Raw genomic sequence first — 23,243 nt, 5'->3', positions numbered from 1 at the left:
ACAAGATAGAACATCATAATTAAGACCGCCCGGTTTCCTGCATAAAATGGCAGGAAGCCGGGCGGTCTTTGTAACACTTCGGCAAAACATAGGTCTGCGAGAAGATTTGCATTAAATTTTAACATAACTTATTCTGAGTTAATAAAGGCATAGAGACTGAGGGTATAAAAAGGAGATAATATGACAGAGAAAATAGATATAGGCTGGAATTTTGCGAATAGTTATATTCATCTGCCGGAATCAATGTTTACAAGAATTAAGCCAACGCCTGTGCGTAAACCGGAACTGATTATTTTTAATGAACCATTGGCTGCTACTCTAGGGCTGAATAGCACAGCACTACAGAGCAAGGAGGGTCTTGGAATTCTTGCCGGCAACGAAGTTCCTGAAGGTACCGTGTCGCTTGCGCAAGCTTATGCTGGACATCAATTCGGACATTTTACCATGTTGGGAGACGGTCGAGCAGTGCTGCTGGGCGAACAGATCACCCCTCAAGGTGATCGTGTAGATATTCAGTTGAAGGGTGCGGGAAGAACCCCATACTCTCGTGGTGGCGATGGCCGGGCAGCGCTTGGACCGATGTTACGCGAATATATCATCAGTGAAGCTATGCATGGACTCGGGATTCCTACGACTCGCAGCTTGGCGGTGGTAGCTACAGGGGAGTCGCTAATCCGGGAAACGGAACAGCCGGGGGCTGTTTTGACCCGGATCGCGGCGAGTCATTTGCGTGTTGGAACTTTCCAATATGCTGCTGCATGGGGGACTGTGGAGGATCTGCGTATTCTGGCTGATTACACATTGCAAAGACATTATCCAGAAGCTCCTGTGGAAGATAATCCATATCTTGTTCTGCTTCGGGAAGTAATGGAACGTCAAGCAGCGCTAATTGCCAAATGGCAGCTTGTAGGTTTTATTCACGGAGTGATGAATACCGATAATATGGCCCTTAGCGGAGAAACGATTGATTATGGTCCATGTGCCTTCATGGATGTGTACAATCCTGAGACAGTATTTAGTTCCATAGACCAGCAAGGTCGTTATGCCTACCATAATCAGCCCGGGATTGGCGCATGGAATCTCGCCAGATTTGCCGAGACTCTCTTGCCATTGCTGGCTGACGATCAGGCACAGGCGATTAAGCTGGCTGAGGAGGCAATTTCAGATTTTTCGGAGCGGTCCTATCAATATTGGCTAACGGGAATGAGAGCGAAGCTGGGAATCTTTAACGAAGAGTTAGAGGATGTTGCTCTGATTGATACCCTCCTTGAACTGATGCAAAAATATCGGTCTGACTACACTAATACATTTCGGTCTTTAACTTTAGGCGTAATGGAAGATGCTGATCTGTTTGGCACTCCTGAATTTAAGCAATGGAATGAGCTGTGGCAGGCGCGCCTTAGCAGGCAGCAGGAATCACAATCCTTTTCACAGGAGCTGATGCGTACCAGTAATCCTGCGATTATTCCGCGGAATCATCGTGTGGAAGAAGCGCTTGAGGCGGCGGTAGAGCGGAAAGATTACGATGTGATGGAGAGGTTACTTCAAGCATTGTCTAACCCATACGCCTACTCCCCTGAACAAGAGGAATACTCGGCACTTCCTGAGGAATCCGCATGTCCATATCGTACATTCTGCGGTACTTAAATTGCTTATAATCTATCTGGAAAATGGGGGAAGGAAGAATGTTTCATGCTTATGATGTTCTAACCAACCAGTTGCTGGCCAATGCAAATGATCCGAGTTGGTATGTGCCCTTTGAAGTGGCGGTTAAAGACTTAAGTGAAGAAGAAGCTTTTTGGAAGGTAACGGAAGAAAGCAATAGTATTGCTGAGATTGTGCAGCATCTGCTTTACTGGAATGAAACTTGGCAAACAAGGTATAAAGAAGCCAGTGTTCATGCGGTTCCTTCAGTGGATAATAATAATACCTTTGTCGTTGCAGAAGAGAAAACGTTCGAAGCGTTGCAAAAACAACTTTTAGAGGTTCTTTTACATTGGCAGGAATTGATTAAGAAAGAACAATTGGAAGCTGATGTTCAAGGATTCCCAGACAGTAAATGGTGGGAAGTACTCGGAAATGTAACAACCCATAATGCTTATCATGTGGGCCAGATTGTTTTTATTCGAAAAATACAAAAAAGCTGGAACCGCAATGTGAAGTGACATTGTGAAGTAAATCCTAAAAAAATAAAATTAAAAAGGCGTTAGCGGATGCACATTCATCTGGCTTTCGTCTTTTTTTACGTATTAATACTTACATATGCTTAATCATATACTCATAAACGCTTGTAAATACTTATTAAATGACTTATGATGACTTTAGGAGGTGGATTACCTTATGTATCAAGAGGAACGATTATTAAAAATACTCGAATATTTGAAACAACACCAAGCAATGAGTGTTCAAGATATCTGTACGCAATTTGAAGTCTCAAGAGATACTGCCCGACGGGATATTGTTAGGTTAGTACAAGAGGGCGTCGTTGTTCGGACGCATGGCGGTCTAGCGTTACCAGAATTACAAAAAGAATTATTATCTTACCAGGATCGTTTGATCGATGAATCCGAGAGTAAGCAGAGAATAGGGAAGATCGGAGCCGCGCTTATCCAAGATCGTGAGACTGTGATTTTAGACGTATCGACCACTGTACAGTTTGTTGCTGAACAAATTAGTGCACAGGATATTACGGTTGTCACGCATTCAATAGATAATGTAGGGATTTTATCCCATCGTGAGGATCTGCAAATTTATGTACTTGGTGGTTACTTGAATGTGAAAAACCGCTTGTTATATGGTTCTTCCATTATCGATAAACTTAGTGAAATTCGTGCGGATAAAGCCTTTATTGGAGCGTCGGCGATCTGTGCTGATGGGCTCTATTATCCTTATGAAGAAGATGCGCGGGTAAAAAGAGAAATGGCTCGAAGATCTGATCAAGTGATTTTAGTAGCCGATCACACCAAATTTAATGCCAAATCCTTTTATCGGCTAGACTTTGACTTCATTGATATTTTAATTACAAATCGAGAGCTTCCAATCGAGATCAGAGAAGTTCTAGATCAGAAGAACATCACAGTTATTGAGTGTCAAGATGAAGCTGAAGAGGTTCGAAATCAAGAGTGATAACGAAATGGAGGAGAACGTTTATGACTTATATTTTGCAAAATGTACAAGTAGTGCTTCAGAATAGTATAGTTTCAGCGGCCAATGTATGGATTTCTGAAGGAAAAGTGATGAGGATAGACTCAGGAGATACCTCTATCCCAGAGGGTGAGTATGAACGGATTGATGGCGGAGGGCATTTGTTAGTGCCCGGAATGATAGATGTGCATATTCATGGTGCTAACGGGTTTGATATGATGGACGGTACTGAAGAGAGTATTCAAGAAGTATCGAAGGCTTGCGCAGCATCTGGTTGCACCTCATTTCTGGCTACCTCTGTGAGTTCTACGATGGAAGATCTTTTAGAGATGATTCGTAGTGTCAAACGTGTAATTGGGCATGAAGTGGGAGCAAAGATCGCAGGCATTCACTTAGAGGGACCTTATCTAAACCCCAAGAGAAAAGGAATGCAAAATGAAAAGTATCTGCGGCATCCTAACTTAGAGGAAATGAAGCTCATTTTCCAAGAAGCTGGATCACTCATTAAAATGGTTACGATTGCTCCTGAGCTGCCGGGAGGCATGGAGCTTCTTTCCTTTTTGAAGGAACGGGGAGTGGTGATAGCAATTGCTCATTCGGATGCCACATATGAGGAAGCCAAACAAGCTTTTGCCGCTGGGGCAAGTCATGTTACGCATTGTTTTAATGGCATGCGGCCGATCCATCATCGCGATCCGGGGATTGTGGTTGCCGCTTTCGAAGAGAAACATGTAAGCCTGCAAGCTATTGTGGATAATGTCCATCTGCATCCTGCAATTATCCGATTGATGCATACCATGAAAGGACCAGAAGGAATGGTCTTGATCACAGATGCGTTACAAGCAATGGGGTTAGGGGATGGGAACTATATGTTTGGAGGACATCAGGTTACGGTATCTGGGGGCATAGCGCGATTGGAAGATGGCACGCTGGCCTCCAGTACAGTTACCATGAATGAAGCCTTACGTTATACTGTCGAAACTGGAATTTCGCTGACAGATGCCGTACAAATGGCTTCAACTACACCTGCTAATATTCTTGAACTTCAACAAAAGGGGACGATAACCACTGGCTTAGATGCTGACCTGGTCCTCTTGGATGATGAATTTAAAGTGCTCTGGACAATGGTAGGAGGGCAAATCTTACAGCTGTGACCGATATTCATGTGCCGTTATTCCGAACACGCTCTTAAAATGCCTGTTCAGATGAGTTAGATCCACAAATCCGCAATCTACAACAGCTGCATAGATATCCTTGGTTCTCTCAATGGACTGCTTGGCACGCTCTACCTTGCAATTTAAGAAAAATTGATAGGGCGATATTCCTGTATGTGTCTTAAACTCGCGAATAAACTGATATTTGGACAGACCAAATTCTGTGCAGAGATCGTCCAGCTTCAGCACATGGTCTAAACTGCAGTACATCATTTCCTTTGCTTTTTTGAGAAATTTATTATTCGTTCTACGATCGGTAACTATTTCAGTATTAGATACTAAATGAAGCAGAGTGAATAACAGTTCACTGCACAAAGACTCCTCTTTGCCATTCTGGATGGCATGGTTTAGGGCTAATATGCACTGCGCCAATTTGTCATCGTATAAGATAGGAGTGGCGAAGCGGAGTTCTTTTTTATCTAGTATCTCTCGCATTAGGGTTGGCTTAATATAAAGCATGACATAATCAATGCCACCTTTATCATACGCATTGCCATCATGCGTTTGTTCTGGATTAAACAACATTACGCCATTTTTATGAGAGGATTGCAAACTACCGTCAAGATTATATTGCTGAATGCCACGAAGGGTCACACCGAGTGCATATTCCTCATGGCAATGTTTTTTATAGGTGAAATCAGTAAGGCTGGCGGATAAGGACAGGATCTCTGCTGACTTTTTATAGTTAAATCTCTCCACGTTCTTAACCTCCGCGACTTTATAGGATTCCCGATATCATAATGGCTGAGTATACTAAAAACAGTGCCATCACGGTATTTAGAACTTTTTGATGATTTTTCATAAATGTTCTGAAGATTGTCCCAAATACAACCCATGTCGTAAATGCAAAAAATCCGATCACAGTTATAATTATAACAAACATAAACAAGGCAAGCGAAGAGGTATAGAATGGCATTACGTAGTTGGGAATGACCGTTAGTGTAAATACTAGCACTTTAGGATTCACAAGCTGCATAAGCACGCCTGAGCGGAAATTGGCATTGGGGTCAGGCTGGTCTTCCATTGAACCCATTTTAAAGATTTTATAAGCAAGGTAGAGCATATATAAACTCCCAATGACTTGCATAATGATCAGGATATTTGGGATGATTTCTACTAGAACACGGTTCAGCAGAGTAGAAAGGATAAGTAATAAGCCAAAAGCCAGCGTGGATCCGTATACATACCCCATTGATTTTTTAGCCCCGGAATGTTGCACGGAAGAAAGAATAACAATATTGGTAGGACCGGGTGTAAATGTAGCGACAACGCAATAGATCAGAAAGGACAATATATTCATGATGACCTCCAGTAAAGTAGTTCTATGAATATAAACCTTTCAGTCTGAATGCTGATAGTATATTATTGCAGGATTTTTAAGAATTCCGGCAGGGAATAGAAGAGGTGTACGAATCAATGAATAAGAGTAATCAAATGGCCATAAGCACACTTTCTCCAGCTGATTTTGAATCCACATGCTCTGTTTTTGAAATTTCAATCCCAGATGCTTTTGAAAAAGAAGGGCTTGATCATTTACAAGACGATATCCAAAGTGAAATAGATCATAAAAAGCAAATGTTGATGACTTCACTGGATACTACAACTGCGGAGCCTTACTTCCTTCTTGCAAAAATAGAAGAGCAGGTGGTCGGTACGATTTCCTTTGGAGCTTGTGGCGAAGATATTCAAACCTGCACGGATCATCAGTTAGATGAAATAGGGGAATTGGGCAGTCTATACATTATGCCAAGTTATCAGGGTCAAGGTGTGGGTTCAGCCTTAATTAAGGAAATGGTGATATTTCTAAAAAAGCAAGGGGTAGAGCGGTTTTGTCTGGACAGCGGTTATAAACGTGCACAAGTCAGGTGGCAACGTAAATTTGGGAAACCTTATAAAGTAGTGGAAGACTATTGGGGACCTGATTCCGTCCATATGGTTTGGTTGTGTAATGTGAGTGATCATTTAAGCTAGAGATATATTTTTCATAAAAATAACAGTCCCTTTGCTGCGCGCAGAGGGATTTTTTGTTTTGTTGGATAAAACGGGTGTAATGTCGTTTGACAGATGATCTTTTGCCGGGTAATATGAATCTTAGATTTATTAAATTAGTAATTTAGTAAATGAGTAAATTAGTGAATCATAAAATGGAGAGTGACTAATCATGAAAATTCCAACAACTCTAAAACATAAACCTGTAATCGTGTCAGAAAATTACGAGCAGGTTGATGGCCGCTACGCCGGGGACACAGATGCAAAAGGTCTGTCCCTAGGATTAGCACAATGGAACGATAGAGGAAAAGTCGACATCTCAGCAAAGGTATGGAGACATACAGGGGACAAATGGTCGAGACAGTCCGAAGAGCTGCCAATGCACAGAGTGCTTGACCTGGCAATTTTGATTTGCAGAAGTAGTTTGTATTTTCAAGAGGCCTATCGTTTTCCAAAAATGTATGATCCCGAGAGCCCTATGATTGATCGTGTTGGGCTGCAAGGAGATGCAATGAGTGTATCTGTCTGTGCAGACAATCCTATGATTGATAATGATATTAAGCTGTTCGCCCAGGCGCTTAGTGATGATGGTGAAATGATTGGAGAACGACTTTCGGTATTGTCCCGTTTATTAAAAGAAATGGGGTACTGAAATTTAGCAGAATTGTTTGTGGAAGGAGAATCATGAATCATAATGGACAAAAGCAAACGTAAAGAACTTCAGGAGCAATATAAGCAGCTCAAGACTTACATGGGTGCTATTCAAATTACAAACAAAATAAGCGGAAAAATATTCGTTGACAGCTATCCCAACCTGAAGAATAAATGGATGACTATACAGATGCAATTAGATATGGGCAGATTTGCGAATGCAGAGCTGCAAAAGGACTGGAAGGAACTTGGAGCAGAAGCTTTCAGCTATGAGGTATTAGAGCAGAAGGAGTCAGAAGACTTAACCGACGTGCGCTGGGAGCTTAAACTATTGAAAAAGAAGTGGTTCGAGAAATTGCAACCCTTTGATGACAAAGGATATAATAAGCCACTTACCCATTAAGCCAAGTATAAAGAAACCTTTAGCTTTCATAGCAAGGGTTTCTTTTTTTTGGATCGTATTTCACTCCGGATTTTATGTGTCGTAATATTATATATGTTTTGTCGCATTTTCCTACTAAAAAAGCTGTTTATTATGTGTTATTTTTATAGCAGATGTCAGAATAACATATATACGGGAGGCACAAGTAAATGACCATTAGAATTGGTAAGCTCAGCTATTGGCATGTGCATGCATGGGATTATACCAAGCAAGCTCAGGAGCATGAAGATACCGTATTAGCTGCAGTTTGGGACGAAAACGTAGAGCGTGGGAACAAAGCTGCGGAAAGCTTGAATATTCCTTTTTTTGAATCACTGGATGATCTGCTTGCGCAAGAGGATATAGATGCCGTTATCGTGGATGCACCAACGAATATGCATAGAGACGTAATCGTGGCTGCAGCCAAGGCGGGCAAACATATTTTCACAGAAAAAGTTATTGCCCCAACGTTAAAAGAAGTTAACGCAATTATCGCAGAAGTTAACGAGAACAAAGTGAAGCTAACGGTCTCCTTGCCTCGTTTAAATGACGGCTATACACTAACTATTCAAGAGATTCTAAGTCAGGAACTGCTCGGCAAGATTACTTACGTTAGAGTTCGCTTATCCCATAACGGAGCAACGGAAAGCTGGCTTCCTGATCATTTCTTTAGCTTGGAGCAATGTGGAGGCGGAGCTTTGATTGATCTTGGCTGTCATCCCATGTATTTGGCGAAGCTTTTCTTAGATCAAGATGTGACTGGGGTAAGTGCTAATTTTGGTTATGTAACCGGTAAAGAAGTGGAAGATAATGCCGTAGTGACACTATTTACGGATTCAGGAGCAATTGGTGTGGTGGAGGCTGGTTTCGTGAATAGTCATTCGCCGTTTACTATCGAGGTGCATGGAACTGAAGGAACGCTGCTTTACGGAACACCAGAGAATAAGCTTCTTCTTAGAACGAACAAATCCACGGATAAAGAAGAAGGCTGGAAAGAAGTAGCCCTGCAAAGCAATCGTGAAAGCGCCTTCCATCAATGGGTTGATCATATTCAAAATAATACACTTGGCACTCAAAATGTTGAAATGGCAGTTGAGCTTACCAGATTAATGGAGGCGGCGAACCGCTCGGCTAAAGAAGGCTGTGTAATTCCGATTGGGAGGACTTAACGTTGAGCAGCTTTCCCTATGAGATGATGTTTGAGAAGCAGGACATGCTTGAAAGATTGGATATCACGATTCTATGGGGACATTACGAGATTACAGTGTTTAGATTTCATTTGACATCTTTTCCACCGGGCAGAGTAGTCGAGTTCCATAATCATTCTGAATTTGAATTTCATTTCATTCCGCGCGGGAAGGGAGAAGTCATTCTTGGGGATCAAAAATATCCTCTTTCAGAAGGAATGTTCTATCTAACCGGACCAGGTGTTATGCATCGTCAAGAGGCAGATGCTGATGAATCCATGGAAGAGCTATGTCTGCATGTTGACATCAAGAAGAGGATCAGGGATGATGCTGATCTTTGGGAGGTTGCGGAAGCTGAGACCTGTGTGGAGAAGCTGAAGTGTTTACCCTTGGTTCCAGCACAAGACTATCACGGGGCTATGAAGTGTTTTCGAGAAGCGTACGAAGCATGCGATGGGAAGTTGACCGGATATTATACTTCAATTAAGCATCTTGTGATCAGTATTTTACTAAAAGCCGTTAGAGCGTATGATTCAGGCGGGATCCGCACGGAGGCGCCGGTTAGAGATATGCTGACTTACCGGTATCAATACGCAATGCAATATATGGAAGCGAATTATTCAGGAACGGTTACCTTAGAAAATGTTGCGGAAAAGCTAAATATTAGTTCAAGGCAGCTGCAGCGGGTGTTTAAGCAAGTAAATGCAGAACAATCATTCAGTAGGGCGCTTGAGGATATTCGATTGCAAGCGGTCTGCCGCAAGCTTGAAGAAAGCAATTATCCGATAGAACAAATCGCACAGTCGGAAGGGTTTACCAATGCTACCTATTTGCATATTGTCTTCCGCAAGCGGTTAGGTATGACACCGGCAACTTATCGAAACAGCAAACAAATCCATTAGAGGTGAGGGTGAAGGATATGAGTAAGGTTTTTCTTGTAGGGATTATTGGATGTGGTGGTATTGCGAATGGCAAACATCTTCCAAGCTTGAGCAGACAAAGTAAGGTTGAGATCGTGGCTTTCTGTGACATTATTAAAGAACGTGCTGATGAGGCAGCGGAGAAATACGGAAATAATGAAGCTACTGTCTATACGGATTACACTGAACTATTAAAAGATCAATCCATTGATATTATTCATGTGCTTACGCCTAATGATGTCCATGCGGAAATATCAATCGCTGCTCTAGAAGCCGGAAAACATGTGATGTGCGAAAAACCAATGGCTAAGACGGCGGCAGATGCCAAACGAATGGTTGAAGCAGCGAAACGTACAGGCAAGAAGCTGACCATTGGATATGACAACCGGTACAGAGAAGACAGCTTATATTTGAAAAAAGCTTGTGAGTCCGGAGAGCTTGGTCATATTTATTTTGCAAAAGCACATGCCATCAGACGGAGAGCCGTACCGACCTGGGGAGTATTTCTTGATGAAGAGAAACAAGGCGGCGGTCCGCTTATCGATATCGGAACCCATGCGCTGGATCTAACCCTTTGGATGATGGATAACTATAAACCAAAAGTTGTGCTGGGCACTAAATATCATGAACTTTCACAAAAAGAAGAAGCCGCCAACGCCTGGGGACCGTGGGACCCTAAAAAGTTCACCGTAGAGGATTCAGCCTTTGGAATGGTCGTAATGGAGAATGGTGCAACAATCATGCTGGAAGCGAGCTGGGCTCTGAATTCACTAGACGTACATGAAGCGAAATGCAGCTTAAGTGGGACGGAAGCAGGTGCAGATATGAAGGACGGACTTAGAATTAACGGAGAGAAATTCAGCAAGCTGTACACCAATAAAATTGAGCTTGGGGCAGGCGGTGTTGCCTATTATGAAGGAAAAGCTGAAAGTGCTCCGGATATAGAATTAAGAAAGTGGATTGAAGCGATTGAACAGGATAAAGACCCGGTTGTAACTCCTGAACAGGCTTTTGTCGTTTCGCAAATATTGGAAGCTATTTATGAATCGGCGCAGACCGGCAAGGCTGTGTATCTGGATTAGATTTTTGACAACTATAGCGATTTAGAGTAATATCCACTTGTGATTTAATTATAGGGATCCGAGACAAGACTCTCTCTTTACCGGGAGAGTTTTTTTGTTTTTTTACTTGTTTAGACTCTGGGTAATAGGGGTGGAAATCGTGGATACTGTTGATCGCAATCATGTGCTTATTGTGGAAGATGACGATAATATTAGACGTTTTATATCTATAAATTTAACGAATAATGGGTTTGTGGTTAGTGAAGCTGCTTGTGGAGAAGAAGCATTGCAGAGCTTTGAGGTGAGCCGTCCAGATGTTATGGTTCTGGATATCATGTTGCCTGATTCTAATGGGTTCGAAATATGCCGAAAGCTAAGAGAGAAAGACGCTGGGGTCATCATCATTTTCTTAACCGCACGTGGACAGGATTTGGACAAAATCAATGGCCTTGAAATGGGTGCTGACGATTACATTGTTAAACCTTTTAATCCATTAGAATTGGTAGCACGTATTAAAGCTATTTTGCGCCGTACAGAATCCGCTCTAAAGCCGCAAAAAACGATACTTCAAGCTGGACCGATCCGGCTGGATTTGAACGCGAACAAAATGTTTAAGCAGGATGACAGCATTGAATTAACTCCGAAGGAATTTCAGTTGATGAAAACCTTTCTGGAGCATCCGGATACAGCACTCTCTAGAAATGAATTAATGAATCTTGTCTGGGGAGAGGATTATATTGGAGATCCCAAAACGGTGGATGTTCATGTGCGTAAGTTAAGAGAGAAAATTGAGGTTGATGCTTCTAATCCGCATTGGCTTGAGACGGTATGGGGGCTCGGTTACCGCTTTAGAAAGGATGGTTGAAGAATGGGGATTCAGAAAAGATTAGTAGGAAGCTATTTTATACTCATTTGTCTTACTGTGCTCATTCTTGAAATCATTCTTAATGTATCTGTGCGATATTATTATTTTCATAACATAGAGGAAACCTTGATGAATCAAGCAGAGCTATCGGCTTCTTTTTTTCAGCAATACTTTGGGGACCAGGATCTGGAGGAACAATCGGATAGGTTACTGAAGGGTTTTGCGAGTCATTCTGATGCACAGGTGCAGATTATTAATGTTGAAGGCTGGCTGTTGCAGGACTCAAATGGACTTCAAGGCGATCAAACTATGACTGAGTACATAGATGTACAAGCAGCAATAAAAGGGCAGCCCGGCAGTTGGAAAGGTGCGGACCCTAACACAGAGGAAGCAATTTACGCGGTATCTTATCCCTTGCAGGCTAATGGAAACATCGTGGGGGGAGTCAGATTTATCACGTCCTTAACGGAAACTATACATACAGTTAAACATATTACGGTTTTACTGATCGGGGTGGGGATAATCGTTATTGGCATTGTCACCTTACTTGGATTATTGCTGTCTTGGACCATAACCAGATCAATTAAAGATCTGAAGCAGGCAGCAGACCAGATGACCGAAGGAGATTTCAGCATCAGAGTGCATAAGCGCTATCAAGATGAGCTTGGTTCATTGGCGGATACGTTAAATATGATGGCAAGCCGAATCTCCAAGAGTGAACAGCTTAAGAATGATTTTATTGCTTCCGTATCCCATGAACTGCGAACACCCTTGACCTCGATCAAAGGTTGGGCAATTACCTTAAAGGCGAGTGAGGTGAGTAATCAACCTCTGTTTTATGATGGGCTTGATATTATTGAATCCGAAAGTGACAGGTTAACTCATATGGTGGATGAATTGTTGGATTTCTCTAAGTTGGATAACGGAAGAATCGCCGTTCACTTCACATCAGTGGATCTAACAGAACTGCTGCAGCATATCGGCAGACAACTTACCCCTAGAGCGACCCGACAAGGCATCTCACTAGAAGTGAAAATAGAAGAACATCTGCCAGTAATTCAAGCTGACGAGAATCGTTTGAAGCAAGTCATGATTAATCTCATTGATAATTCAATCAAATTTACTGGTTCATCAGATCGGATTTTAATCAGCGCCCAAACGGTTCCAGGGAAAGTCGTGATTTCTGTAGAGGATACAGGCTCAGGTATCGCAGAGACGGATTTAGAGAATGTGCGGCAAAAATTTTACAAAGGGGATCAACAGGCTTCGGGCAGCGGCTTGGGATTATCCATCTCGGAACAGATCATTAAATTGCATCATGGAGAGCTGCGAATAAGCAGCACTTTAGGCAAAGGAACGATTGTCCAATTTGACTTACCGATAGAATAAGAATTCAAATTTAACTATTTCATAACCACTTTCATCTCTTTCACAGATAAAATACTATATATGCGGACAAGCGAGGAGTCGATGATCCAAATGCCGGGCAAATTCATAAAAATTGGTACCCTGTTTACAACTTTATTTTTGCTCGGAGGATGCGGAGTCCCGGCAACACCCGGAGAGCTGATTAAACCTCCATCATCAGAAGCAAGCCTGGAGCGAGACAAAACGAGCCAGGAATTTATTAAGTGGCTTCCAGACAAAGCTCAATTGATAACTCCGATGAAGGGACAAGAGGATAATGCCATCTCTTTTGGCGATATGGATGGAGACGGAATTGACGAAGCCGTAGTTGTGTATGAGTACAGTAAAAACAAAGGATATACTATAAAAGCAATGTTGTTGAGGCAGGAAAATGAAGCTTGGCAGAAGATTTCCGAGGTTGAGGGGTTTGGGTATGGTCTAGATTATGCCGGATTCTTTGATGTTGATGAAGATGGCCATAAGGAGCTCGCGCTGGGCTGGTCATTGGGTGAGGCTGGGAATGGTCTGGATATCTATACGCTAAGTGAAGATAAACTGAAGCTGTTATCGAAGAAAGCGTATCAGGGCAAATTTGATCTGAGGTAATCATTCAATCTAGTCATCCGTAGCGCTTCAATGTGAAAAAAAGAAGTAAAAGTGCTCAGCACAACAAGAAAACTACAGAAATTAAATAGAGGTTGTTTTATGCTCATCTCTACCAAAATTGCAAAGCTGGACAGATCCGTACTTTTTCTCACCACCTGCTTAGTTGGCGTGGGTACTGTTGCTATTTATGAAGCGACTACGGATACGCGGTTAGACGGTCTTTACATAAGTTATTTGTATTTATTTGCTTTATTTTGCCTACCCATGTTATTCATTGCTTTGGTAGATTATAAGATTCTATTAGGCAGGTTAGCGTATCTCTTTTATGGCGTGGGCATAGGTTTACTCGTACTAGTCAAGCTGGTTGGAGAAAATCTCAATGGTGCCGTGCGTTGGTTAAGCATTGGGAGCTTTCAGCTTCAGCCCTCCGAGCTGGCTAAAATAAGTACGGTGCTGCTCATTGCTCATCTATTAGGTACACGAGAGGGCCAGCAGCTGCGGTTTTTTCAAGATTTAGTACCGGTTTGTTTCGTTTTTTTAATTCCTTTCATTTTAATAATGGATCAGCCCGATTTGGGTACAGCGCTCGTTTTTGCTGGCATATTACTTAGTATGCTGTGGATTGGTAACATCCGTGCTCTATATATGATTCTGATCCTTGGTGTTGTGATTATTTCGATCGGCACGATACTATGGCTGTATTATGCCAACTTCGACTTGTTATCCAAGATTGTCGAACCCCATCAATTGTCACGAATCCAAGCTTTTTTGGACCCGCAAAGCGATCCTGATAAATCTTGGCATGTAAAAAACGCAATGATAGCCATTGGCTCCGGAGGATTATCGGGCAGTGAAGGTATTTTTTTGCGAAAAGGATATATTCCATATGCGTATTCCGATTCGATCTATGTAGTCATCGGGGGGAAATACGGTTTTATAGGTTCATCCGTGCTGCTGATGCTTTATTTACTGCTCGTGTACCGAATGATCTTTATTGCGCTGGATAGTAGGGACCGTGCGGGTACCTATATTGTCACCGGGTTTATCGCCATGTTCATCTTTCAAGTTTCCGTTAATCTTGGGATGCATATTGGGTTGCTGCCCCTGACGGGGATTTCATTGCCTTTTATTAGTTATGGAGGCAGCTCATTGCTAACTAATATGATTGCGATTGGCATGGTGTTAAGTGTTAAAGTTCATAAGGATGAAAGCACTGATTGAATTAGCTATTGGAACTGAGTGGAGGAAATTATGTCTAACAAACGCAAGTGGACAACAACCCGTAAAATTCTGACGAGCATTGGTCTTGTCTTAGGCGCAGCTATTATAGGGATTGGAGTATATGCAGGGTATTTATATAAAAAGACGGATGATGCGATACAGCGTATGGCAGCTCCAGTCACCATCCAGCCCACAGCTGTTCCAGAGGAAAAAAAGGAGACGGTATCGGTTGAACCTATGATTTTTCTGCTAGCCGGGGTAGATAGCCGGGATGGCGGTGGTGGAGTAATGAATACCGATGTTCTGATGCTTGTCAGCTTCAATCCGGACACGAAGTCGACGAGTTTCTTATCTTTACCACGGGATTTGTTGCTAAAACCTAAATCGTTGCCTTCCCGCAAAGCCAATTATTATTATGCTTATCATTACATAAAAGACAAAACAGAGGCTATTCCAAATACAAAAGAGTTCTTCAGTAATTTGCTCGGTCTGCCGATTGAGCACATGGTTGTGGTGAATTTTGATGTGTTGCAGAAGACCGTGGATTTGCTTGGCGGACTGACTATAGATGTCGATATGGATATGAAATATACCGATACGGCAGATGGTACACACATCGATTTAAAGAAAGGCTTGCAGAAGCTGGATGGCAAACAAGTTCTTGATTTTGTACGGTACCGTAAATCGAATCAAGGAACGGCTGAATCCTCCGATTTCCAGCGCAATGATCGGCAGCAGCAAGTAATCAAGCAGATTCTGGATAAGCTAGGAAATTTCCAAGGCGTGTCCCAATGGGGAAATGTATTGGATATCATTGGTGAAAATGTGAAGACGGATATTCCTCAAGCAGATCTGCAGCAGTGGTTATTCAACTTCCCTAAACTTAAACCAGAGCATATTAATTCCTTACATGTGGAATCTCTTTGGAAGAGTCCGTATGTCTATGTGAATAAAGAGGATCTAAAACAAGCACTTACTACTCTGAGTACGGAAGCAGGCGTCAGCTCCGAAAGCTCATTACACTTGGAGAATGTTGGGACTGTGGATTAACATCAACAAACTGCTCTTAGGAGCAGTTTTTTTGTAGCTTTCTGCCGGCTGTGAGTTTATGTAGAAAATAAGGTGAAAGAGTTTTTTACCTCGTATTGAGCTTCCAATTAATAGTATAATAAGAACTCGTAGGAGTTATTTCAATATGTTGTAGAGAGCTTATCCACAATAACTTTATGCGAATACATACTCATATTTTTTTGAGGAATAAGGAGATGAGAGCATGACTGTAAAAACTACAGCGGAACAAATCCGCATTATCGAATACGATTCTTCTTATGCTGGGGCGGTCGCAGAAATGTGGAACCGCAGCAACGAAAGCTGGGGCGGAGGCACTAATCAGAGAACTGAGGACAGTGTGCGCCGTGAGATGGAGATCTCGTCCAATCTTAATGCCTTTCTTGCCGTTGATGGCAAAGAGGTAGTCGGCTTCTGCAGCTTCGCCCACTACCGTCAAGATGAAGGGGCATTGTATGTCCCGCTATTGAATGTACGGCCCGATTATCACGGATACAAGGTTGGCCGCAATCTGATTCTGAACGCTGTTCGCCAAACAATAGAAGCGGGCTGGCCACGTCTTGATCTGTTCACTTGGGCAGGTAATACGAAAGCCGTACCGATGTATAAGAAATGCGGATTTTTTTGGGAGAAAAATGAAGATTACGTCCATCTGATGAACTTCATTCCAACTGTATTGCAAACGGAAGCACTTGCTCCTTATTTTGAAGAACTGGATTGGTATGCAGACAGTACCCGTGAACTTCCCATCCAGCCAGATGGCCGCCAGGAGCGTGGCTTTGATTTCTTTGATTATACTTGGCAAAAGGGAGAACTCTCCTTGCGGACGGAATTCGAGAAGACTGGCCGCGGTCTGACCGCTCTTGATACACCAGACTATGAAATCTCCACGGAGATTGATGATCATGATCTTGTGTTCGGTTCGACCTACAAGATTCGCTATCGCATCAAGAATCGTTCGGCGTCTGAGCTGGCCATTGAGATCGAAGGCCAGAACGATAAAAATATCCGTTTTGCTCTATCTGCTGCGCGAACACTAGCACCAGGTGAAACGGTTATCGTGGAAGGTGATTTTGAGCTTGATTCGGTTCGGGAAGAGCAGAACGATAAGAAGACACACCCCGTTGTTTTGAGCAAGTGGATCATCGGTGGCAAGCGTGCTGAATTCCGCATTGGCGTTGCTCCTAAATTCCCACTCAAAATGAAGATAGCGCTGCCACACCGGGAACTATATCTGGGTCTTCCTTCGGAACTGTACCTTAATGTGGAGAATAATTTTGCTGCAGAAGCAGAATTTTCTTTTGATTTGCCCGAAGACGAATTCCTGATGTGGGCGGACCGTACAGTAAACTTTACTGTTCCAGCTAAGAGTAAGGCTTCTATTCAAGTACCCTTTACCCTAAAGTCATACGGTCTTTATTCACAGGCTATTGAGGTAACGGCCGTTCCGGTTGGAGAGAAGGCAGTCACCTTTATCAGCAAGCTATCCGTTCTAATGAAGGGAACGCATGGCCGCTTTGGCGGGGAAAACGGGGATCAGTGGGTGGCTGTAAATGGCGCCTACTCCATTCATCTTAATAATACCGACAATGGAATGTGGATTGAATATCCCGGCTCGAGCCATAATTTCTGGTTGACCCATCCGAAGTTAGGCAAGCCATTCGCAGAAGAATTCTCTAAGAAACAGGCCAAAGAAGTAAAGATCTATTCTGAAGGGGAGAGTCAGGTGCTCGAAGCCCTTTACGAGTCGGAAGAATTTCCGGGTCTTGAGATAAAAAGAGTGGCTAAGCTATTTGCTAACGGAATCGCTGAGTTTTATAGCGAGGTCTGCAATACCAATAGTGACATCCTGGAAGAAGACATGTATCTGTTGACGAATTTCGGCTTTTTCGGTAAACAGCTTATCTTGCCATATCAGGGCCAATACGTGGACATGGGCGATGCTTACTCAGGCGATCCAAGTCTTTGGGACAGTGCACAAATTACGGAGAACTGGTTGTTCTGCAAGGAAGAGAACGTCACATGCGGAATCTGCTGGGATCCTTCGCTAAAATTACTTCGCCCGGAATACCCGCTTGGGCTGGAGCATAATCTTGGCCGAATCTCCGCTGGAGATGTCGTACGGACAAAAACTATGATGTTTGCTCTTAACACCTTCCTTAAGTGGTCGGAATTTCGCGCCTTTGCCCTAAAACAGCAGAATTCGGTCATACCGGTGTTGGATGACCATCTTGAGCTAACGCTCGGCGGTGGAAATCCGTTTGCGGCAGGGGCACTTCATGCCGAGCTAATCGAACGAAAGATGACACCGCTTGATGGAAGCCTTGAATTGTATGTACAGGCTGATGGAGAAGAGGAGCGAAGTGTCGCTGAGATGGAGTTGCAAAGAGGACAAAATTTGCACTCCGCAGGTTTTGAACTCTCTACTGAGGATACAGAATCACCAGAACACAACGAATCTGGCCGTAAGGTCCGGGTCGTCTATCGCGGTGAGGACCGCATTCAAGAGCGAACAGGCCTCTGGTTTCCACAAACGGAAACAAGCGTTGTTTGTGGGATAGAAGAAGGACCTGCGGGTCCCATTTACACAGTGAGCAACGGAGTTCTATCTATTGCAGCTGCTCCTGATTTCGGCAGCGTTGTGCATTCCTTGAAGCACCAAGGAGAAGAGTGGCTGGACAGCACCTTTCCGAAAGCAGAACCACGCTCCTGGTGGAATCCTTGGCATGGTGGACTCGGTGTGGGTATTTCTGGAATAGGCGGATTTAGCCGGTTGCAGGAGCCAAGAAGCGCAGCTTGGACGGAGCAGATGGATGATCACGGCAACGTCTGGAAGGGTTTGAGACTGACCACTTCGATGGAGAAGCAGGAAGCAAACCGGGGGATCACGATCAATCAGCATTACCTCATGCTGCCCGGAGTTCCTGTGCTCTGTGTGTTGATTTCAGTAACCAATGAAAGTGGAATGACGCTGCCGCATTATTCGCTATCCGAGGATAGTTACTTTAAGCCTTCACCAATCTATTCGGAAGGCTGGATGGAGCTCCCAGAGGAAGGCAACTTCCCTATCGGGAAGGTCGAAGCCCATCTGGAATCCAAGGGGCTTATCCGAATCGGTGCAACTTCGCGTAAAGACATGCTGCATGTGGTGCATAGTTATCCTAATCAGAGAGCTATGTCTTACGTGAACAATAAGGTATTCACATATGGTGTGAATCACCATCTACTACTTCTGAACGGAGAAACCGCTTGGACACAACCGACCTTCATGATCATGGGAGAGCTCGCTCTGGATCCAGAGGTAGTTCGTAATCTTATGAAGGTGACCTTTGCTAGTGCTTCTGACAAAAAGGAGACTATAAATGCCAATCATTGATATTCACATTCATCTGTCGGACATCGATAGCTTTCATCAGACAGCACAGGACCTCTCCAAAGTTGATTACACAGCTGCTGGGCTCAAAGCGGAGTTTGACAAGAACGACGTTGTTCTCGGCATTGGAATGGGGGTCACGGAGCAGACGAAGGGTGCCTTTCCTGACTCTGCCTCTCCCAATCCGATGAGTCTCGACTTGGAAGATAGTGTGCCGCCATTCTTAATGGAATGCGTGGGCATTAATCCGAATATGCTCGGAGGAAAGGATGCTTTGGATGAGCTGGACCGAATTGAGGCACGGCTGCAAGCTCCTGAGGTAGCTGGTATTAAGCTTTATGCCGGGTACTATCATCATTACGTTTATGACAAAATCTACACGCCGATCTATGAGCTAGCGGCCAAGTACGGCACGCCTGTGGTTATTCATACCGGTGATACGTATTCGATGAATGGATTGCTTAAGTATGCGCATCCGCTTACTGTGGACGAACTAGCGTTCCAACGGCGCGACGTGAACTTTATGATCTGCCATTTAGGCGATCCATGGGTGATGGATGCTGCCGAAGTGGTCGCCAAGAATCCGAACGTCTATGCCGATTTGTCCGGTCTCGTTGTTGGTGATCGGCCTCATTTTGAGCGGTTCATGAATGAACCCCTGTTTATGGATCATTTTCGCCGGGCGCTGGTATACTCTGATCACTATGAGAAAATGCTGTTCGGTACCGATTGGCCACTCGCGCCTATTGACCTGTATGCGGAGTTCGTCCGCCGACTTGTGCCTGAGCAGCACCACGAGAAAGTATTTTATGAGAATGCCTTTGCATTATTCCCACGCATCCAGCAGAGAATTGCAGCGCTCTGAGCGGAGCGGGACAGTATATTTTAAGCGCAGGAAAATAATATAATTACGAACAAGCCATCCTTAGTTAGTACTAAAGGATGGCTTGTTTTTACATTTGTATGATGACCATGCCTATTTTTAGATTGAGTTTCCAAATTTTAATCTTCCTTTTCTTTACTTAACAGATCAGCTAGCTCAACCGAATTCTTATTTCTTAAATCCAGCATCTTTTCGCTATTGCTAGCTTTAATCAGGAAACCATCTTTCGTTTTAAAATCCATATAAAGGCTGAATCCGGCCACCTTTGAATTAGCGTAAGTAACAGTCATTCGATAAGTCGGTTCACCCACATCAACAGACCCGCGTACTTTTTTTACAGTTCTTATAGCATCTTCGAAGATTTGAAGGCTTTCACGGTCAGTATAAGTAATTTCTGTTGTTTCGGATGCAAGATTGACACCTACGATCTTTTGCGTGGGTCTGACTAATACAAATAATAAAATTAGTAAAATTATCAGTGAAAATGATAGAATACTAAATTTTTTCATAACCTACCTCCTTACTTAAGAATAATGCAGACCAATCACTTAGTTTCCAAAATAGTTATAAATTTCAGCTGAGTGTGTGTTGGTTATCATTGTTGGAATCTTATAAAAATTCCTAGGGTTCTATTTATTATTTGCTACTGGACTTGTGAAACCTTTATTAAAACAATAAACGTCTAAGAATGTATACATATTTTAGAAATAATGTGCTTGCTTTTTAATTACACGTTTGTATAATGAATGTATTACACAAATGTATAACAAGGAGAAATAGGGATGAATAACAAAATCAAACGCTTGCCAGATGCTGAACTGGAAATTATGCTGGTGATTTGGAGAGCCGAGAGTTGGGTTAGCTCCTCTTATATTTTGAATCAACTGGGGGATAAACGTAAGTGGGCGCTTGCTACTTTGATGACAGTGCTGTCACGGCTGGTTGAAAAAGGCTTTCTATCTTGCGAAAAAGAAGGGCGGAGCAACCGTTATCTCGCTGCAATTTCTGAGACAGATTATAAAGAGAGCGAAGGGAAGTCTACGCTTGAAAAGCTGTTTGGCAACTCTGTGCAGGATATGGTGATGTCCTTATACAACGGGAAGGCGATTGATAAAAGCGATCTTGCTGAGTTGCGGGAACTGCTCGATAGAGTAGATAAGGAGGAATCCTGATGATAACAGGTCTTTTTACAGATTTTCTGGTTATCTCTGTGACCATAAGTTTAGTTATTATCGGCTTAATCACATTAACTCCCTTGTTAAGAAAACATTATTCGGCTAAGTTGAGCTATTGGATATGGTTGATCCTAACCCTGCGATTATTGTTGCCATTCAACTTTTCCTTTACCAATCCTCCTGTGGCGATTCAGCTACCCGAAGGTCAGGCCATAGCAACTGTCTTTCAAAGCTCAGTGTCCCAGAATTTGCAGGCGGATACGTCAGTAATCTCTCAGCCGGTCCAGACAGGGGATGTAAGCCATATCCCTTCTATAACTAATATCTTAGCGTACATCTGGGTTACTGGAGCTGTGCTTTTTTTAGGGTATCATTTGCTTAGTTATTTCTTTTTCAGAAAACAGGTATTACGTTGGAGCAGCCCTCTTCAGAGAGAGGATATGTTCTCCAAGCTCAAACAAGTCGCTAAAGAAATGCATGTAACACCCGCCATTCCGGTTCTGATAAGCAGTAAAGTTCCGAATCCGATGCTAATGGGTTTTTACAAGCCAACACTATTCTTGCCGCATGATCAATATAGTGAGGAAGAGCTGGAGTTTATCTTAAAACATGAGCTGGTCCATTACAAAAGGCATGACATCATATATAAGCTGTTGCTACTGATTGTGCAGGCAGTGCATTGGTTTAATCCATTGGTTTGGTTCATGGCACGCGAAGCTGTCCGCGAAATTGAAATTTATTGTGATGACACCGTTGTACGTAAGCAAAATGCAGCATATCGAAAGAAATACTGCGAAGCTATTTTATCGGTTATGCAAAGTAATGCTACTCGGCATGTAGCTTTATCAACGAATTTTGCAGGAGGAAAACACTCGATGAAGCAGCGATTCGGCAGTATTTTAAATATGAAAGAAAAACGAAATGGAGTAGGCGCATTTCTTGCGGTCTTAATAGTGGTTGGTGTAACAGCAGTGCTAGCAGCCTGTACGAACCTAACCGGACAATCTACAGATACGGCGCTCAAACCAGGTACTATTTATTCCTACAGCTCTAGTGGAGAACAAGTTGTTGTGCATGACGCTGGGAATGCGTATTCCATGGACGAGGATGGTAATGTCTCTGTCTCCTATCGGAAAGGGGAGATCCAAGCGCCAACACCTTTAAAACTTGATACGACTGGAACAGAAATGGGGATGGGGAGAGCGGATACCGGATTTTATATCTCCGAGGACAAAACTGCAATTGTATATGGATTTGCGAATGGTAAAGAATCCCCTCTACATGTATTAATCAGCGATGACATGGGGAAATCGTGGAATAACTACAACATTGAAGGTGCTAAGGGGTATGATGCCAAGTTCATCGGGTTTACTGACAAGCAAAATGGTTGGATCGTCTCCGGAGGTTCTGCAGGCGTGGGACGTTCGCTAAATTATGTATACCAGACCTCTGACGGCGGGAAGACATGGACGGAGCTTGGAAATCCTAACGATTTATACGCGGAAAGTTTAGCCGGGGCAGGGTTTTCTAACAAGGATATCGGATTCTTGGGGTTCAGATATCATGAAGATAATGGGCCTGTTATTTATTGGACCAAAGATAAGGGTAAGTCATGGGAAAAGCTCGTGGTATCCCTACCGGAAACCTTTAATGAATATCAAAAAACGCCGCTTTCACCTATTTTTAATGGAAAAGAAGGATTGTATCCTATTCTGCTCAGCAAAGAGGGCAAAACTGTAGGTACCATCTATCTGTCGAGTAAGGACAACGGCCTGAAGTGGACGTATGATTCAGCATATGATCAATTGGGCGATTCTAAATAAGAGCAAGTGGAGCAGGGGGTGGTCTACAAAGATCCCGCCCCTTTTTTATATGGAGGGCTGACGATTTTAATATGTAGTGGCTTTTAATTGTATTTCGTACAGCTATTTTCGCTCGAAAAACTCGCTCCTGAAGATAGTTGTATTTTGTACACCTATTTTTTAGTTTTTTGCCGCTAAAGCTGATAACTGTGATTTTTAATTGTATAGAATACAGTTAAAGTGAGAAGTTAGCCTT

The 23,243-nt window shown here is 43.1% G+C and carries 22 protein-coding genes; 19 read left to right on the top strand and 3 right to left on the bottom strand.

Going from position 1 to position 23,243, the window contains the following annotated elements; all coding sequences use genetic code 11:
- Positions 1 to 180 precede the first annotated feature (180 nt).
- The 4 genes from NSQ50_RS19370 to nagA all read left to right on the top strand — a co-directional run bounded on the left by NSQ50_RS19370 (position 181) and on the right by nagA (position 4,298).
- Positions 181 to 1,647, top strand: coding sequence for a protein adenylyltransferase SelO (locus NSQ50_RS19370; RefSeq protein WP_076143738.1), 1,467 nt, complete (start codon positions 181 to 183; stop codon positions 1,645 to 1,647).
- Between the two features lie 38 nt (positions 1,648 to 1,685).
- Complete coding sequence (locus NSQ50_RS19365) at positions 1,686 to 2,165, top strand: DinB family protein (protein WP_076143740.1); 480 nt, start codon at positions 1,686 to 1,688, stop codon at positions 2,163 to 2,165.
- 175 nt (positions 2,166 to 2,340) lie between these two features.
- Positions 2,341 to 3,126, top strand: a complete 786-nt coding sequence (locus NSQ50_RS19360) for a DeoR/GlpR family DNA-binding transcription regulator (protein ID WP_038572168.1) — start codon at positions 2,341 to 2,343, stop codon at positions 3,124 to 3,126.
- A gap of 23 nt (positions 3,127 to 3,149) precedes the next feature.
- Positions 3,150 to 4,298 carry an N-acetylglucosamine-6-phosphate deacetylase gene (gene nagA / locus NSQ50_RS19355; RefSeq protein WP_076223121.1) on the top strand — a complete coding sequence of 383 codons (1,149 nt, stop codon included), beginning with the start codon at positions 3,150 to 3,152 and terminating at the stop codon, positions 4,296 to 4,298.
- Here the strand turns inward: nagA and NSQ50_RS19350 are convergent.
- Both NSQ50_RS19350 and NSQ50_RS19345 read right to left on the bottom strand, forming a co-directional pair.
- Complete coding sequence (locus tag NSQ50_RS19350) at positions 4,287 to 5,057, bottom strand: AraC family transcriptional regulator (RefSeq protein ID WP_036688847.1); 771 nt, start codon at positions 5,055 to 5,057, stop codon at positions 4,287 to 4,289. The genes nagA and NSQ50_RS19350 overlap by 12 nt on opposite strands.
- Positions 5,058 to 5,076: 19 nt before the next feature.
- Entirely contained in the window at positions 5,077 to 5,658 is a 582-nt protein-coding gene (locus NSQ50_RS19345) for a LysE family translocator (RefSeq protein WP_038572164.1), read from the bottom strand.
- A gap of 116 nt (positions 5,659 to 5,774) precedes the next feature.
- Between NSQ50_RS19345 and NSQ50_RS19340 the strand changes: the two genes are divergently transcribed.
- The 13 genes from NSQ50_RS19340 (at position 5,775) to NSQ50_RS19280 (ending at position 19,992) form a co-directional block, all read left to right on the top strand.
- Complete coding sequence (locus tag NSQ50_RS19340) at positions 5,775 to 6,329, top strand: GNAT family N-acetyltransferase (RefSeq protein ID WP_081386868.1); 555 nt, start codon at positions 5,775 to 5,777, stop codon at positions 6,327 to 6,329.
- Positions 6,330 to 6,519: 190 nt separating this feature from the next.
- Entirely contained in the window at positions 6,520 to 6,999 is a 480-nt protein-coding gene (locus NSQ50_RS19335; RefSeq protein ID WP_036688841.1) for a DUF6530 family protein, read from the top strand.
- 42 nt (positions 7,000 to 7,041) lie between these two features.
- Entirely contained in the window at positions 7,042 to 7,401 is a 360-nt protein-coding gene (locus tag NSQ50_RS19330) for a GIY-YIG nuclease family protein (protein ID WP_036688839.1), read from the top strand.
- A gap of 188 nt (positions 7,402 to 7,589) precedes the next feature.
- Complete coding sequence (locus NSQ50_RS19325; protein ID WP_076143744.1) at positions 7,590 to 8,588, top strand: Gfo/Idh/MocA family protein; 999 nt, start codon at positions 7,590 to 7,592, stop codon at positions 8,586 to 8,588.
- 2 nt (positions 8,589 to 8,590) lie between these two features.
- Positions 8,591 to 9,508 (top strand): AraC family transcriptional regulator, encoded by a 918-nt coding sequence (locus NSQ50_RS19320; protein WP_235219571.1) that lies wholly within the window; start codon positions 8,591 to 8,593, stop codon positions 9,506 to 9,508.
- A gap of 17 nt (positions 9,509 to 9,525) precedes the next feature.
- Positions 9,526 to 10,608 (top strand): Gfo/Idh/MocA family protein, encoded by a 1,083-nt coding sequence (locus NSQ50_RS19315; protein ID WP_076143746.1) that lies wholly within the window; start codon positions 9,526 to 9,528, stop codon positions 10,606 to 10,608.
- Positions 10,609 to 10,747: 139 nt separating this feature from the next.
- Positions 10,748 to 11,452 (top strand): response regulator transcription factor, encoded by a 705-nt coding sequence (locus NSQ50_RS19310; protein WP_038572150.1) that lies wholly within the window; start codon positions 10,748 to 10,750, stop codon positions 11,450 to 11,452.
- 3 nt (positions 11,453 to 11,455) lie between these two features.
- On the top strand, positions 11,456 to 12,841 hold the full coding sequence (locus NSQ50_RS19305; protein WP_076143748.1) for a sensor histidine kinase: 1,386 nt from the start codon (positions 11,456 to 11,458) through the stop codon (positions 12,839 to 12,841).
- A gap of 90 nt (positions 12,842 to 12,931) precedes the next feature.
- Entirely contained in the window at positions 12,932 to 13,465 is a 534-nt protein-coding gene (locus NSQ50_RS19300; RefSeq protein ID WP_038572145.1) for a hypothetical protein, read from the top strand.
- 99 nt (positions 13,466 to 13,564) lie between these two features.
- Positions 13,565 to 14,686, top strand: a complete 1,122-nt coding sequence (locus tag NSQ50_RS19295) for an FtsW/RodA/SpoVE family cell cycle protein (RefSeq protein WP_038572142.1) — start codon at positions 13,565 to 13,567, stop codon at positions 14,684 to 14,686.
- 30 nt (positions 14,687 to 14,716) lie between these two features.
- Positions 14,717 to 15,736 (top strand): LCP family protein, encoded by a 1,020-nt coding sequence (locus NSQ50_RS19290; RefSeq protein ID WP_038572139.1) that lies wholly within the window; start codon positions 14,717 to 14,719, stop codon positions 15,734 to 15,736.
- Between the two features lie 223 nt (positions 15,737 to 15,959).
- The gene (locus NSQ50_RS19285) at positions 15,960 to 19,130 is read left to right on the top strand and encodes a GNAT family N-acetyltransferase (protein ID WP_076143750.1); all 3,171 of its coding nucleotides are present in this window, start codon (positions 15,960 to 15,962) and stop codon (positions 19,128 to 19,130) included.
- Positions 19,117 to 19,992: an amidohydrolase family protein gene (locus NSQ50_RS19280; RefSeq protein ID WP_076143752.1), complete on the top strand. Its 876-nt coding sequence runs from the start codon at positions 19,117 to 19,119 to the stop codon at positions 19,990 to 19,992. Before NSQ50_RS19285 ends, NSQ50_RS19280 begins: the two co-directional genes overlap by 14 nt.
- 137 nt (positions 19,993 to 20,129) lie before the next feature.
- On the opposite strand, the gene NSQ50_RS19275 is transcribed toward NSQ50_RS19280, so the two are convergent.
- Positions 20,130 to 20,519, bottom strand: coding sequence for a hypothetical protein (locus tag NSQ50_RS19275; RefSeq protein WP_076143754.1), 390 nt, complete (start codon positions 20,517 to 20,519; stop codon positions 20,130 to 20,132).
- A gap of 273 nt (positions 20,520 to 20,792) precedes the next feature.
- Here NSQ50_RS19275 and NSQ50_RS19270 point away from each other — a divergent pair, with 273 nt between their 5' ends.
- Positions 20,793 to 21,182 carry a BlaI/MecI/CopY family transcriptional regulator gene (locus tag NSQ50_RS19270; protein WP_076143756.1) on the top strand — a complete coding sequence of 130 codons (390 nt, stop codon included), beginning with the start codon at positions 20,793 to 20,795 and terminating at the stop codon, positions 21,180 to 21,182.
- Positions 21,182 to 23,008, top strand: coding sequence for a M56 family metallopeptidase (locus tag NSQ50_RS19265; protein ID WP_076143758.1), 1,827 nt, complete (start codon positions 21,182 to 21,184; stop codon positions 23,006 to 23,008). Before NSQ50_RS19270 ends, NSQ50_RS19265 begins: the two co-directional genes overlap by 1 nt.
- The last annotated feature ends 235 nt before the right edge of the window (positions 23,009 to 23,243 follow it).

It is taken from the genome of Paenibacillus sp. FSL R10-2788, from assembly GCF_038003885.1.
GTDB lineage: Bacteria > Bacillota > Bacilli > Paenibacillales > Paenibacillaceae > Paenibacillus_AQ > Paenibacillus_AQ odorifer.
The sequence above is the reverse complement of the archived record's forward strand: the minus strand, read 5'-3'. Positions and strand labels throughout refer to the sequence as shown.

What these genes read in the sequence shown, in the direction of transcription:
- NSQ50_RS19370 (WP_076143738.1), top strand. Translation starts at nt 181, where the DNA reads ATGACAGAGAAAATAGATATAGGCTGGAATTTTGCGAATAGTTATATT.
- NSQ50_RS19365 (WP_076143740.1), top strand. Translation starts at nt 1,686, where the DNA reads ATGTTTCATGCTTATGATGTTCTAACCAACCAGTTGCTGGCCAATGCA.
- NSQ50_RS19360 (WP_038572168.1), top strand. Translation starts at nt 2,341, where the DNA reads ATGTATCAAGAGGAACGATTATTAAAAATACTCGAATATTTGAAACAA.
- nagA (WP_076223121.1), top strand. Translation starts at nt 3,150, where the DNA reads ATGACTTATATTTTGCAAAATGTACAAGTAGTGCTTCAGAATAGTATA.
- NSQ50_RS19345 (WP_038572164.1), bottom strand. Translation starts at nt 5,658, where the DNA reads ATGAATATATTGTCCTTTCTGATCTATTGCGTTGTCGCTACATTTACA.
- NSQ50_RS19340 (WP_081386868.1), top strand. Translation starts at nt 5,775, where the DNA reads ATGAATAAGAGTAATCAAATGGCCATAAGCACACTTTCTCCAGCTGAT.
- NSQ50_RS19335 (WP_036688841.1), top strand. Translation starts at nt 6,520, where the DNA reads ATGAAAATTCCAACAACTCTAAAACATAAACCTGTAATCGTGTCAGAA.
- NSQ50_RS19330 (WP_036688839.1), top strand. Translation starts at nt 7,042, where the DNA reads ATGGACAAAAGCAAACGTAAAGAACTTCAGGAGCAATATAAGCAGCTC.
- NSQ50_RS19325 (WP_076143744.1), top strand. Translation starts at nt 7,590, where the DNA reads ATGACCATTAGAATTGGTAAGCTCAGCTATTGGCATGTGCATGCATGG.
- NSQ50_RS19315 (WP_076143746.1), top strand. Translation starts at nt 9,526, where the DNA reads ATGAGTAAGGTTTTTCTTGTAGGGATTATTGGATGTGGTGGTATTGCG.
- NSQ50_RS19305 (WP_076143748.1), top strand. Translation starts at nt 11,456, where the DNA reads ATGGGGATTCAGAAAAGATTAGTAGGAAGCTATTTTATACTCATTTGT.
- NSQ50_RS19300 (WP_038572145.1), top strand. Translation starts at nt 12,932, where the DNA reads ATGCCGGGCAAATTCATAAAAATTGGTACCCTGTTTACAACTTTATTT.
- NSQ50_RS19295 (WP_038572142.1), top strand. Translation starts at nt 13,565, where the DNA reads ATGCTCATCTCTACCAAAATTGCAAAGCTGGACAGATCCGTACTTTTT.
- NSQ50_RS19290 (WP_038572139.1), top strand. Translation starts at nt 14,717, where the DNA reads ATGTCTAACAAACGCAAGTGGACAACAACCCGTAAAATTCTGACGAGC.
- NSQ50_RS19285 (WP_076143750.1), top strand. Translation starts at nt 15,960, where the DNA reads ATGACTGTAAAAACTACAGCGGAACAAATCCGCATTATCGAATACGAT.
- NSQ50_RS19280 (WP_076143752.1), top strand. Translation starts at nt 19,117, where the DNA reads ATGCCAATCATTGATATTCACATTCATCTGTCGGACATCGATAGCTTT.
- NSQ50_RS19275 (WP_076143754.1), bottom strand. Translation starts at nt 20,519, where the DNA reads ATGAAAAAATTTAGTATTCTATCATTTTCACTGATAATTTTACTAATT.
- NSQ50_RS19270 (WP_076143756.1), top strand. Translation starts at nt 20,793, where the DNA reads ATGAATAACAAAATCAAACGCTTGCCAGATGCTGAACTGGAAATTATG.
- NSQ50_RS19265 (WP_076143758.1), top strand. Translation starts at nt 21,182, where the DNA reads ATGATAACAGGTCTTTTTACAGATTTTCTGGTTATCTCTGTGACCATA.